This window comes from Kribbella voronezhensis (genome assembly GCF_004365175.1).
Lineage (GTDB): Bacteria > Actinomycetota > Actinomycetes > Propionibacteriales > Kribbellaceae > Kribbella > Kribbella voronezhensis.
The window spans coordinates 1,068,116-1,080,563 of sequence record NZ_SOCE01000001.1 but is presented as its reverse complement, the minus strand read 5'-3'; the positions used below and the strand labels follow the sequence as shown (position 1 = coordinate 1,080,563).

The following is a 12,448-nucleotide window of genomic DNA, read 5'->3' as shown; positions in this document are numbered from 1 at the left end:
TGACCATCGGGCAACGGTTCGCCCGCAGCCCGCCTGACCGCCGGGCGGGTCCTCGTCCCAAGGACCCGCCCGGCCACCCTTCCGAAGGAGTCTGCCGATGAAAGCCCTTGCGGTGATGGCTGTGCTGCTTGGTTTACTGGGCGTGACCAGCGGCTGTGGCGATTCATCGGCAGCGTCCCCGCCGCCCGCCACCACCGTGGTCGAGACCGACCCGGCCTTCAATCCGACCGACCTGGCCTGGATCGAGTTGATGATCCCGATGGACCAGCAGTTGCTGCGCGTCCTGGCGATGGCGAAGCAGCAGTCCGCGAACCTCGCAGTACGGGCGTTCGCCGCCTCGATGGCGGCCGGGCATCAGACCGAGCTCACCCAGCTGATCGCCCTCCGCACCCGCGCCAAGGCCCCGACCGCCAACCAGCACGAAGGCCACGACATGCCCGGCATGATGACCGAACCAGAAGTCGTTGCCCTCAGCAACACCACCGGCCCCGCCTTCGACACCCTCTTCGAGAAGAACCTCAAAGAACACCTCGAACAGTCGATCATCGTTGCCCGAAGCATCCGCACCGCCGGCCAGGAACACGCAGTCAAAACCCTGGCCGCCTCAATCGAACACACCCGAGCCACCCAGCTAAAACACCTAGCCACCCTCTAACCCGTACGACGGCCCGCTTCGCGACCTCCTGACGTCGCCCGCTCGACCCACCCACTCCAGCACGCCGCTCCTCCGTCGCGACTCAACCCGGCTACGCAACCCTGCCCGGCGCACAGACCCCCGAAGCGCCCGCCCAAGAGTGGATCGGACTTCGCCTCGCCGCGGTGGACCGCCTGCGGCAGTTGGATTTGTGCTGGGGTGATGAGCGGCCGGCCATCGGTGGACTTCGTACTCCGTATGCTGCGGCCTGTGATTCGCTCGCTGACCTTCCATCGGTCGACTGCCGTACAGAATTGGAGCTGGCCGATCGCATGACCGTCTCCACGTCGTGGCCGAGGATCGCCGGCTGGCTCGCAGCGCACCACCCGACCACGGCCACCCTGATCAACCCGCCTGCGACGGCCGTCGACCTTCGCTACCTCGAAGCTGCGGTCAACCGGCCGCTCCCGGCTGATTTGGTCGAGTTGCTCGAGCTGGCCAACGGAACGGAGCACCGCGCAGTACGGGGTTCGCTCATCCCGACGCTCTACAACCTGGTTCCGGTCAAAGACATGCTGTCCAACCGGCAAATGCTGCAGAAGATTCAGCGACACATCCATGGTTCCGGCCCCTGGCCGGGCGACGGCCAGCCGGCCGGGCGACCGACGACGGACTGGCTCGACAGCTTCCTGCCGATCGCGGTGGCGGGTGACGCGGGTCTTCTGTACGTCGATTTGCGCGATGGTGACCAGTTCGGGTGTGTCTGGGAGTGGTACGCCGAAGGCGGCGGGGCGTCGGCGCCGTGGTGGAACGGCGTCGGCGAGATGCTCGACGATGTCGCGGGGGCGTTCGTCGACCGACGCCCCGCTCTGCAGAGCTACTCGAGTGGAGCAGTCTGGCCGGAGAAGCGACTGTCGCCGCGGCTGGCCGACTTGGACGACGGCTATTTGCGGTGGTCCGCGGTGTGGGACTGAGGAAGTGTCATCGACGGCCGCGTGGAGGCCTCGGGTCAGCCGTCTGCGATGCGTTTGACGGCGAACAGGACGATGACGAGGACCGAGAAGATCCGGATCGCTCGTTGGCCGGTGGTGACGACCGGCCAGGAGAGGAAGCCGAGCCAGCAGAGGAGTAGCGCCAGGAGCAGGAGGGCCGGTACGCCGACGGGGAGTGGGGCGAAGACGCCGATGAGGGCGAGGACCAGGGTGATGCCGGGGAGGGTGAGTTTCGGCATGCCGTGCAGCCGCGCCACGACCGGGTAGCTCGCCTTGGTGATTCGGGCCCGGAGGGGGCTGACCGGCTGGCTGCTGGAGGAACTCATGGTGCCCATTGTTCCCTGCGGGCGAAGCGGGGAGGGGCGGGGCCCTCACCTCCTCGAGCGTGAGGGGCGTGAAAAGGGAGGTGAGGTGGGGGTTACGGGGTGTGACGCCGTAGGGTGGCGCGGGTGTTCGTGGTGATCAGGTTCCGGGTCGAGGAGTCGGCGCAGGCGGAGTTCGTGGGCCGGCTGGAGACCGCTGTCGAGGTGCTGTCGCGGCAGCAGGGTTTCGTGGCCGCCCGGACCGGCCGGAACGCGGACGATCCCGAGTTGCTCGCCCTGAGCATGGAGTGGGTGAACATCGGCAGCTACCGGCGCGCGCTCTCGCCGTACGAGGTGAAGCTGGCCGCGGTACCGCTGCTCTCGCAGGCAATCGACGAGCCCACGGCGTACGACGATCTGGACGAGTTCGCGCCGCACCGCTGAACCGATAGCCTTGACCTTTCTCGTACCACCAATCTGGAGTCGAAAAGTGCCCGTGGATACCGTCGATGCCGTCGTCAGCCTGAGTAAGCGGAGAGGCTTCGTTTATCCGTGCGGCGAGATCTACGGCGGCACGAAATCGGCGTGGGACTACGGACCGCTCGGCGTGGAGCTGAAGAACAACGTCCGCACCCAGTGGTGGCGCTCGATGGTGACGAGCCGTGACGACATCGTCGGGCTGGACTCGTCGGTGATCCTGCCGACCAAGGTCTGGGAGGCCTCCGGGCACCTGGAGGAGTTCGTCGACCCGCTGACCGAGTGCCAGTCGTGCCACAAGCGGTTCCGCGACGACCACCTGCGCGAGGAGTTCGCCCGCCGGAAGAACAAGGACGCCGACGAGGTCAAGCTCGCCGAGATCGCCTGCCCGAACTGCGGCAACAAAGGCACCTTCACCGAGCCGCGGATGTTCAACGGCCTGCTGAAGACCTACCTCGGCCCGGTCGAGAGCGAGGAAGGCCTGCACTACCTGCGGCCCGAGACCGCGCAGGGCATCTTCATCAACTTCGCGAACGTGATGGGTACCGCCCGGAAGAAGCCGCCGTTCGGCATCGCCCAGGTCGGCAAGAGCTTCCGCAACGAGATCACCCCGGGCAACTTCATCTTCCGGACCCGCGAGTTCGAGCAGATGGAGATGGAGTTCTTCGTCGCGCCGGGGTCGGACGAGGAGTGGCACGAGTACTGGCTGAAGACCCGCTGGGACTGGTATCTCGACCTCGGGCTCAACCCGGACAACATGCGCTTCTACGAGCACCCGAAGGAAAAGCTCAGCCACTACTCCAAGCGCACCGTCGACATCGAGTACAAGTTCCACTTCGGCGGCAAGGAGTTCGACGAGCTCGAGGGCATCGCGAACCGGACCGACTTCGACCTGTCGACCCACTCCAAGCACTCCGGCGTCGACCTGTCCTACTTCGACCAGGAGAAGGGCGAGCGCTGGACGCCGTACGTGATCGAGCCGGCGGCCGGCCTGACCCGCAACGTGCTGGCTTTCCTGCTCGACGCCTACACCGAGGACGAAGCCCCGAACGCCAAGGGCGGCGTGGACAAGCGGACCGTACTGCGCTTCGACCCGCGACTCGCCCCGGTCAAGGCAGCCGTGCTGCCGCTGTCGCGCAACGCCGACCTGTCCCCGAAGGCGAAGGACCTCGCGGCCGAACTGCGCAAGAGCTGGAACGTCGACTTCGACGACGCCGGCGCGATCGGCCGCCGCTACCGCCGCCAGGACGAGATCGGTACGCCGTACTGCATCACCGTCGACTTCGACACCCTCGACGACCAGGCCGTGACCATTCGTGAGCGTGACTCGATGAAGCAGGAGCGGGTGGCGCTGACCGAGGTGACCGGTTACCTGGCCCAGCGGCTGGTGGGCTGCTGACGATGAACCTATCGGGGATCGAGCGGCCCGGCGTACTGCGCGGCGCTGTGTCGCGTGGAGCCATGCGGCGTGGCGCTGTACTGCGTGGCGCTGTCGTTCCGGGCGCGCTGCTGCTTGGTGCCCTGGCGCTTGCAGGCTGTTCGGACACGCCCTCCAAGGACGCGGGCGGCACGCCGTCGTCCAAGCCGACCGGTGGTTCGTCGACAGCGCCGATCCCCACAGCGTCGACACCGACGCTGACCCCGTTGCCGACGCCGTCCAAGCCCTGGCCGACGCCGAAGGTGACCGGCCAGCCCGCCTCGGATGCCCCGCTCGCGCAGCGGATCCGGTTCGCGATCGCCAAGCAGGCCCAGATCGCGGCCGGCAAGGCCGCCACCACCACGGTCACCTGCCCCGGCATCGAGGACGCGGAGAAGCCCGGCACGCACGACCTCAGCTGCACGGTGACGTACGCCGGTAAGTCGTACCCGGGCAAGCTCACGATCGAGGCCAAGCAGTACACGGCGACCTACAAGTTCACCTCCGACTCGGTGCCGATCGTGCGCGCCAAGGTGGTCGACGCGGTCCAACGGACCGTCACCGATGCCGCCAAGGTGACCTGCACGATGGACGACGTCGCGGTCGTGAAGCACACCTCGCAGGGCATCTCCTGCGACGTCACGAGTACCGGCAACGCCGTCCAGCCGTACCGCGCCCAGGTCTCCGGCAACGGCCAGGTCCTGGTCACGAAGGCCTGACATGTCTCTGCAACTAGGTGCTCTCACGATCGACACCCCGGTGGTGCTCGCCCCGATGGCGGGGATCACCAACGCGGCGTACCGGCAGTTGTGTGCCGAGCAGGGCGCCGGGCTGTACGTCTGCGAGATGATCACGTCGCGCGGCATCGTCGAGGGTGATCAGAAGTCGCTGGACATGCTCACCTTCGCCGACTCCGAGACCGTCCGCTCGGTGCAGCTGTACGGCGTGGACCCGGTCTATGTCGGGCGCGCGGTCGAGCTGCTGTGTTCGGAGTACGGCGTGGCGCACGTCGACCTGAACTTCGGGTGTCCGGTGCCGAAGGTGACGCGGAAGGGCGGCGGCGCGGCCCTTCCCTGGAAGCGGAACCTGCTCAGCGCGATCCTGCAGGCTGCGGTGAAGGCCGCCACGCCGTACGGGATTCCCGTCACGATGAAGACGCGGATCGGGATCGACAGCGCGCACCAGACCTACCTCGACGCGGGCACAATCGCCGAGGAGTCCGGCGCGGCCGCGATCGGACTGCACGGGCGCACCGCGGCCCAGGCGTACTCCGGCCAGGCCGACTGGACGAAGATCGCCGAACTGGTCGAGCACGTGAACATCCCGGTGCTCGGCAACGGCGACATCTGGGAAGCGTCGGACGCGCTCCGGATGGTTGCCGAGACCGGGTGTGCGGGCGTGATCGTCGGACGCGGCTGTCTCGGGCGGCCGTGGTTGTTCCGGGATCTGGCTGTGGCGTTCGCGGGTGGTGAGGCGCTGAATCTGCCGACGCTGGGTGAGGTCGCGACCGTGATGCGGCGGCACGGGCAGCTGCTGGCCGATCTGATGGGAGAGCAGCGCGGTCTGCGCGACTTCCGCAAGCACGTGCCGTGGTATCTCAAGGGTTTCCCGGCCGGTGGTGAGTTGCGCGCGGCCCTCGGAATGGTCGACTCGCTCGCCAAGCTGGACGAGTTGCTGTCCCAGCTGGACCCGTCGGCTCCCTTCCCGGTCCAGGAACTCGGCGCACCTCGCGGCCGCCAGGGCAGCCCGCGCGACCACGTCGTCCTGCCCCACGGCTGGCTCGACGACACCGACGGCCTGAGCACGGACATGGCTGACGCCGAGATCGGCGTCTCCGGCGGCTGACCGCCGCCTCCGCCTGCGCCGGGATCGGCGTCTCGGGCGGCTGACTGCCGCCTCCGCCTGCGTCGGGGATCGGCCTCTCGGGTCGCTGACCGCCGTCGCCGCCTGCGGCGGGATCCGCGTCTCCCGGGGGTAGCGCGCCGCACCCGGCCGGTCCCCGTGCTACTCCTCTGCGGTTGCTTGGCGGATGGCAAGTTGCTGGACGTCCGCGTCCGGGTGGCGGCGGAGGGCGAGCAAGCGGGTGCGCCACTCGGCCGGCCAGCCGGCGTACGTGCCGGCGGCGCTGACCAACGTGCAGGCGAGCAGGCCCGAGGCGAGGTTGCCGGTGCGCGTCAGCTCGTCGGCCGGACCGCTCAGATCGGCGGGTCGCCAGGTGGAGTTGACCAGAGCGTTCCTGACCAACTCGCTCAGGAAGTTGGCCGCAACCGGCCGATCAGCGACGAGCGACACCTGTTGCCGCAGATCGTCGGCCGGTGACGCCCACGAAGTTGCGGTGACCAGAAGGTGAAGTCGATGGGGCAGGAAGCTCGGTACGCCGGAAAGCTCGTCGGCAAGGATCCGCAGTCCTGCTCGACGCTCCAGCGGTTGCTGCCGTACCGCGGCCTCCACCGAATCCACCAGCACCGTCAGCCGACGCCACGCCGGCCGGTCGCGGTCCGCCTCGCCGTCGGGTGCGCCCGGATCGTCGTCATGCCGCAGCAGCAACCGGACGACCTCGAGCAGATCGTCCAACTCCCCGATGTGCCGGCGTCCAGCCATCGCCGCCAACGCGTCGACCGCAGTACGCCAGTTCGGGCTGCGTGACGAGAGATCGGTGACGAACTCACCGCAAACCTCCGCAGCAGCAGGGATCCAGCGACCCCACCGAGCCAATGCCGCCAAGGCAGCGGCCACCACTTCTGGCTCAGACCTGGCCGTCACAGCGATCAACAGGTCGCCGTAGCGCGCTCTGTACTTCTCCGCGATGTCCAAAGGCTGCCGAGCAGTCAGCGCCAGAGCAGTCGCATCGGAGTCGTGCACCGCCTGCTGCAGCAGGGCCCAGCTACCCGGCTCGTGCAGCAAGTACTGCGACGCGGTACTCGTGATCGCAGCACGCACATCCCGATGCGCCCCACCCCAGGCATCAGTCAGTACTTCGCTCGCCCCCGGTGCACGCAGTTCGCCCAGCAGCCGCGCAGCCTCCTTGCGAGAGGTCACCTTCACACCGTCGCCCACCAGCAACGGCTGGAAGGCTGCAGCCAACCGACTCGGCCGGACGAACCGTGCAGCGCGGGTAGCTGCGTAGACGGCGACCCGCGCGCGGTCGTCACCGGCATGGACAAGTAGGGCAGGCAAGGCGAGCTCAGGCTGAGAGGTCCACGCCAGCGCACCAAGGGCAGCCTCCTGCAGCAGCACCTGGTCGCTGGTCAGGAACGGGTCGACCGCGGCGCGACCGATGTCCGGGAGGTGCCCGAGCGCCGACACGGCCGCGGCGCGGGACCAGTCGGACATGCGCTTGTCCCGGGCGGCTGTGGTCAGCAGGTCGGCGTACCGGACGTGCTGGCGGGGGAGCCAGCGGCGGAGCGCCGAGTCGGGGACCTGCCAGGACGGCTGATTGCGGTCGAAGCGGTGACTGCGCTCGGGCTTGGCGAGGACCGGGTCCAGCAGGTCGGTGCGGACCTCGGTGACGGCCCGCCAGACAGCGTCCCAGCGGGCCATTCCGACGTCCCGCTTGATGATCCGGCCGACCCGCTCGGCCCGGGTGGAGGTGGGCTGCAGCCAGAGTTCGGCAGCCCGGCCGACGACGTACTCCTTGTTCGACCAGACGGCCTGCTCGAGCACGCGGTGCAGATGCTCGTTGGTCCAGCCCCGGCGACCGAAAGCCGCCGCGATCGCGAAGGCGAGGTCGAACTCGCGACGGGCCGCGGCCGCCTCGACGTACGGGCGTAGTGCCTCGTAGACCGCGAGTTCCCGACCTCGTGGCAGTCCGTCGATGAGGCCGTAGAGATTGACCGTGCCGCGGTTCTCGGTGAGCCGGGCGTGCGACTCCAGTCCCCAGTCCAGCAAGGCCGATTGGTTGCGCAGGGCACCTTCCCGGACGGCGTACTCCGCCAGCTGGTTCAACGCCGAGCGCACCAGCCAGGAAGTGTCCCGTGCTTCGAGTGCATCGGTCAGCAAGGTCTGCAGCGGCGTCACGTGCTCGTCGGCCAGCACGGACGGCGGTAGCGCGGCCGCCGCGGCGAGGACGGCCTGGCGAACCGGCTCGCGATCGTTGCGAACCCTCGTCGCCCAGGACAGGGCCGCCTGCACCGCCGCGGGTTGCCGACTGTGACCGGCGGACGAGATGACGGCTCGATAGACCGTCACTCGGTCGTCGGCCTCGGGACGCCGGATCTCGGGTTCCAGTAGCGCGAACGCCTCGTCGTACGGGAGGTAGGCGGTGACTTCCCAGCGGCGGCGGGTGTTCTCGGCAACGATCGGCAGTTCGAGCATCCGGCGGGCCTGCTCGTGCCGGAGGTTCTGCGGGAGGACGTCGAGGAGCGCGGTGGGCAGGTCGGTTCGGGAGAGGTCGAGTGAGCCGGTGATCGCCGCGAAAACCGCAGTACGCCGCGACGGCGGCAGGTCGGCGAGCAGGTCGGCCGCGTTCGGCCAGAGCAGGCGGCCGAGCGCGCCGAGTTCGTCGTCGGAGAACCGGTGCAGGCGGCGGCACACCGCCGGAGTGAGTGCGTTGCCGAGCAGAGCCGCTCGATCGGGGGTGAGCAGGATTCGCAGTACCAGCTCGCGATCGAGGTCGATGAGTCGGCCGAGGACCTGAGTGATTGCCCTAGGCAACTGATTGGCAGGGAGCGCGCGGTCGAGCAGGGCGAGGATCAGGTGGGGTTGTACGTCGTCGCGATCGAGCAGAGCGACCACGCCGTACGCGATGCCCTGCCACCACTCCTGCCAGTCGGCTCCGGTCGGGAGGGTCTGCTCGGCACACGCGAGGACGGCGGCCGGGTGCTTGACGGCGAGCCGCTGCCATTCGCCGGCGGACAGCCAATAGGCCAGCTCGGGAAGGAGCCGTCCGACGGTGGCGCTGTCCGTGCTGCTCAGGATGGCCGCGGCCGAGCGATCACCCCAGCGGTCCCGGTGCTCCTCGATCAGCCGGGTGGCGAGCTCGTGCCGGCCGGTCCGGCGGATCACGCGGAGCAGTTTGCCGCGCAGCGCGGCCGGCGCATCGTCGTACAGGGTGTGGAGGGTCTGGTCCGAGACCGCGACACCGCGCGAGACCGCGACCAGGGCGCGCGCCTGGACGGTGGGATCGGGGTCGGCCAGGAGGTGCGCCACGTAGTCGGCCTGGCCGGCGATCTGGGCCAGTTGCAGGCCGAGCACGCGCTCGAAGGCGGCGCCGCGGCTCAGCTGTTCGAGCAGGCCAACGAGCTCCTGCGTGCCGCGCAGCCGCTGGGCCTCCTGAGCGATCAGCCGAGAGCGTTCGCCGTACGGAAGACTGTCGAGGGAGCGCAGAAGCTCGGTCGCTTGCATCCCCACATCCTGCCCTGGACCCGTGTCAGGGCCTAAGGTCGTTGCCATGGCGAAGGAGCCGGACGAGACGCGTGACGGGGTACCGCTGACCAACCTCGACCAGCCGTTGTTCGACGGCGCGGACGCGACCAAGCGCGACCTGGTCGACTATCTGGACGCGGTGCACGAGGTATTACTGCCTGGACTGCGGGACCGGCCGCTGTCGGTGATCAGGGTCCGGCCGGGGCAGAAACCGTTCATGCAGAAGAACGTCCCGAAGTACACGCCCGAGTGGGTGCGGACCGTGCCGATGTGGGCCGAGGCGTCCAAGCGCGAGGTGACCTACGCACTGTGCGACGACCGCCGGACGCTGCTGTGGTTCGCGAACCAGCGGGCGGTGGAGTATCACCCGACCCTCGTCCGCGCCGATCGGTGGGACCGGGTCACGCACCTGGTGCTGGACCTCGATCCGCCCGAGGGGGAGACATTCTCGGCGGCGGTCCAGGCGGCGTTCCTGGTCCGCGAGGCGCTGACCGAGCTCGGGCTGACCGGCGCGGTGAAGACCAGTGGAGCCAAGGGCGTCCATGTCTACGTGCCGATCGACGACCAGGCCTCGATCGAAGACGCTGCCGCCGCGACTCGGGCGATCGCTGCCCGGGCCGAGCGGATCGACCCCGAACTTGCGACGACGGCGTACGTGCGGGAGGAGCGCGGCGGCAAAGTGTTCGTCGACTCGACGCGGGCCGGTGGAGCGACGGTCGTCGCGGCGTACAGTCCCCGTGTCCGCCCGGGCGCCACGGTGTCCTTCCCGGTCGGCTGGGACAACCTCGACCAGGTCAGCCCGTCCGACTTCACTATCCGTACGACGCCTGGCCTGCTCGCTGCGACACCGGCGTGGGCTGAGCAACTTCCGGCACCGCAGACCCTCCCCGCCGACCTGATCGCCGAAGGCCACGAGATCCCGGTCGCCCGGGTCGTAGCGATGCACGAAGGCAAACGCCGCGCCAAAGCCCGCCGCGAAGCAGAAGAGTCCAGCTGACCAGAGCCACCGCAACCTGACAGCTCACCAGCGCTTCGCCTGCCAGCAGGCGGCGCAGCCTGCCAGCAGGCGGCGCAGCCTGCCGAAGGCGGGGCGGGTGCGGTTGGGTCAGGCGGGGAGCAACGCGTCCAGGAGGAGGCCGGCGGCTTCGCGGGCTCGTTGGGCGGGCTCGGCGGAGCGGGAGATCGCAGACCGGGTGATGGCTCCTTCGCTGAGCAGGATCAGGTACTCCGCCAGCCGGGCCGGATCGGGTGCGTCGGCCGCCTCGGCGAGCTCGGTCAGGCGGCGCTGGAAGTCGGCCTTGTGCTCGTTCGCCAGCTCGGCCACCCGGGGTGACACCGTGCCGAGTTCACCGAACGAGTTGATGAACGCGCAGCCGCGGTAGTCCGGCTGCTGGAACCAGTCGTTCAGGAAATCGAAGGCCGCCAGGATGCGCTCCCTCGGCTCGCCGGCGGCGTCGACGTGCTCGGCGAGCATCGTGTTCCACAGCTCGTCGCGGTGCTTCAGATATGCCTCGATCAGCTCGTCCTTGGAGCTGAACAGCTGGTACAGCCGCTTCAACGAGACACCCGAGGCCGTCCGGATCGCGTCCATCCCCACGGCCTGCACCCCGCGCTCGTAGAACAACGCGTCCGCCGCTTCCAGCACCTGCCGCTGGGCGGTGGCTGTGTCGACCGTCATGGACCCTCCTCCGAACCGCGACTTGCGCTGAGAACCATCGTTCTCCTAGAGTAGCGGACATCGACGGAGAACGCTCGTTCTCCGCTCCGGACCTCACCCACAGGGAGTACTTCGATGACCGTCCTCGAGCCCGCCGCCCAAGCTTTCGCCGACGCCACCGCCGAGCCGCCGTTCCTGTTCCAGCTGGACCCGGCCGACGGCCGCAAGGCGGTCGACGAGGTGCAGACGACCGACTACCCGAAGCTTCCCGTCGACGAGGAGTGGGTCACCGCTCCCGACGGGACCAAGGCGCGCATCGTCCGGCCGGCCGGAGTCACCGGAGTGCTGCCGGTGATCCTCTACATCCACGGCGCCGGCTGGGTCTTCGGCAACGCGCACACCCACGACCGGCTGGTCCGCGAACTGGCGGTCGGCTCGGGCGCGGCGGTCGTCTTCCCGGAGTACGACCTGTCTCCTGAGGTCCGCTACCCGCACGCGCTGGAGCAGAGCTACTCGGTCGCCCGCTGGATCGTTGCTTCGGGCAAGGAGTATGGCCTGGACGCCGAGCGGCTGGCCGTCGTCGGCGACTCGGTCGGCGGCAACATGGCCGCCGCGGTGACGCTGCTCGCCAAGGAGCGCGGTGACGTGGCCATCCGTCAGCAGGTGCTCTTCTACCCGGTCACCGACGCGTCGTTCGACACCGCGTCGTACCACGAGTTCGCGGAGGGGTACTTCCTGCAGCGCGAGGGCATGCAGTGGTTCTGGGACCAGTACACGACCGACGAGGCCGAGCGGAACCAGATCACCGCGTCGCCGCTGCGCGCGACGCTCGACCAGTTGGCCGGACTGCCCGACGCGCTGGTGATCACCGCCGAAGCCGACGTACTGCGTGACGAGGGCGAGGCGTACGCCGCCAAGCTGCGCGCCGCGGGCGTCGAGGTCACCGCGGTACGGATCGGCGGGGTGATCCACGACTTCGTGATGGTCGACGCGCTCCGCGGTACGCACGGCGCCGAGACCGCGATCAACCTCGCGATCAGCACGCTGAAGAAGGCGCTTCAGTAGGCAGCGGCATGCAGTTCCGCGTAGGCGGCCGCCAGCTTCGGAAGCGTGTAATGGGCGTTCAGCCCACTCGGGTTCGGCAGGATCCAGACCTGGGTCCTGCCGATCGTCCGAACCTGCCGGCCCATCGCGGCCTTGCGCTCCCCGAACGCATCCCGGTACGCCGTGACGCCGACCACCGCGAGCCAGTGCGGCTCGTACTCGAGCACCTTCTCCACCAGCTTCTCGCCGCCCGCCCTGAATTCGGCCTTGCTCAGCTCGTCCGCCTTCGCCGACGGCCGATCGACGACGTTGGTGATGCCGAGCCCGAGATCGAGCAGTTCGGCCTGCTCGTCCGGGCGGAAGATGCGGGGCGTGAAGCCTGCCAGATGCAACGCCGGCCAGAACCGGTTCCCGGGGCGCGCGAAGTGATGCCCGGTCGCCGCTGACACCAGACCCGGGTTGATCCCGCAGAAGAGGACCCGCAACTCCGGCGCGATCAGATCCGGGAGCTCCTGCATGGGGGAACTCTAGGTCGGTCAGTCTCGGCGGTGCGCCTCCACC

At 68.9% G+C, this 12,448-nt stretch carries 11 protein-coding genes and 1 pseudogene; 8 read left to right on the top strand and 4 right to left on the bottom strand.

From position 1 onward, the window contains the following. Window positions 1–97: 97 nt before the first annotated feature. Window positions 98–655, top strand: coding sequence for a DUF305 domain-containing protein (locus EV138_RS04705; RefSeq protein ID WP_133977205.1), 558 nt, complete (start codon window positions 98–100; stop codon window positions 653–655). A gap of 311 nt (window positions 656–966) precedes the next feature. After that, on the top strand, window positions 967–1,608 hold the full coding sequence (locus EV138_RS04700; RefSeq protein ID WP_133977204.1) for an SMI1/KNR4 family protein: 642 nt from the start codon (window positions 967–969) through the stop codon (window positions 1,606–1,608). Between the two features lie 35 nt (window positions 1,609–1,643). Here EV138_RS04700 and EV138_RS04695 read toward each other — a convergent pair. Continuing rightward, a pseudogene (locus tag EV138_RS04695) lies at window positions 1,644–1,976 on the bottom strand (DUF6703 family protein); the annotation flags it as partial. Between the two features lie 99 nt (window positions 1,977–2,075). Between EV138_RS04695 and EV138_RS04690 the strand changes: the two are divergent. From EV138_RS04690 to dusB, 4 genes are read left to right on the top strand one after another with little or no spacing between them, the layout of a single operon-like run. Beyond that, window positions 2,076–2,372 (top strand): antibiotic biosynthesis monooxygenase family protein, encoded by a 297-nt coding sequence (locus EV138_RS04690; RefSeq protein WP_133977202.1) that lies wholly within the window; start codon window positions 2,076–2,078, stop codon window positions 2,370–2,372. Window positions 2,373–2,418: 46 nt separating this feature from the next. Next, on the top strand, window positions 2,419–3,804 hold the full coding sequence (locus EV138_RS04685; protein WP_112245570.1) for a glycine--tRNA ligase: 1,386 nt from the start codon (window positions 2,419–2,421) through the stop codon (window positions 3,802–3,804). A 2-nt stretch (window positions 3,805–3,806) separates the two neighbouring features. Next, on the top strand, window positions 3,807–4,541 hold the full coding sequence (locus tag EV138_RS04680) for a hypothetical protein (RefSeq protein WP_238157955.1): 735 nt from the start codon (window positions 3,807–3,809) through the stop codon (window positions 4,539–4,541). A gap of 1 nt (window position 4,542) precedes the next feature. Further along, window positions 4,543–5,667 carry a tRNA dihydrouridine synthase DusB gene (dusB, locus tag EV138_RS04675; protein WP_133977201.1) on the top strand — a complete coding sequence of 375 codons (1,125 nt, stop codon included), beginning with the start codon at window positions 4,543–4,545 and terminating at the stop codon, window positions 5,665–5,667. Window positions 5,668–5,826: 159 nt separating this feature from the next. Here dusB and EV138_RS04670 read toward each other — a convergent pair whose 3' ends face one another. After that, window positions 5,827–9,165, bottom strand: coding sequence for a hypothetical protein (locus EV138_RS04670; RefSeq protein ID WP_133977200.1), 3,339 nt, complete (start codon window positions 9,163–9,165; stop codon window positions 5,827–5,829). 46 nt (window positions 9,166–9,211) lie between these two features. On the opposite strand from EV138_RS04670, the gene ligD reads away from it, so the two are divergent. Then, entirely contained in the window at window positions 9,212–10,183 is a 972-nt protein-coding gene (gene ligD / locus EV138_RS04665; protein ID WP_133977199.1) for a non-homologous end-joining DNA ligase, read from the top strand. Window positions 10,184–10,291: 108 nt separating this feature from the next. Here ligD and EV138_RS04660 read toward each other — a convergent pair whose 3' ends face one another. Then, window positions 10,292–10,864 carry a TetR/AcrR family transcriptional regulator gene (locus EV138_RS04660; RefSeq protein ID WP_133977198.1) on the bottom strand — a complete coding sequence of 191 codons (573 nt, stop codon included), beginning with the start codon at window positions 10,862–10,864 and terminating at the stop codon, window positions 10,292–10,294. A 114-nt stretch (window positions 10,865–10,978) separates the two neighbouring features. Here EV138_RS04660 and EV138_RS04655 point away from each other — a divergent pair, with 114 nt between their 5' ends. Next, window positions 10,979–11,908, top strand: a complete 930-nt coding sequence (locus EV138_RS04655; RefSeq protein WP_133977197.1) for an alpha/beta hydrolase — start codon at window positions 10,979–10,981, stop codon at window positions 11,906–11,908. Here the strand turns inward: EV138_RS04655 and mug are convergent. Next, a complete protein-coding gene (mug, locus tag EV138_RS04650; protein ID WP_133977196.1) occupies window positions 11,902–12,405 on the bottom strand; it encodes a G/U mismatch-specific DNA glycosylase in 504 nt (167 codons plus the stop codon). The two genes, EV138_RS04655 and mug, sit on opposite strands and share 7 nt — an antisense overlap. Between the last annotated feature and the right edge of the window lie 43 nt (window positions 12,406–12,448).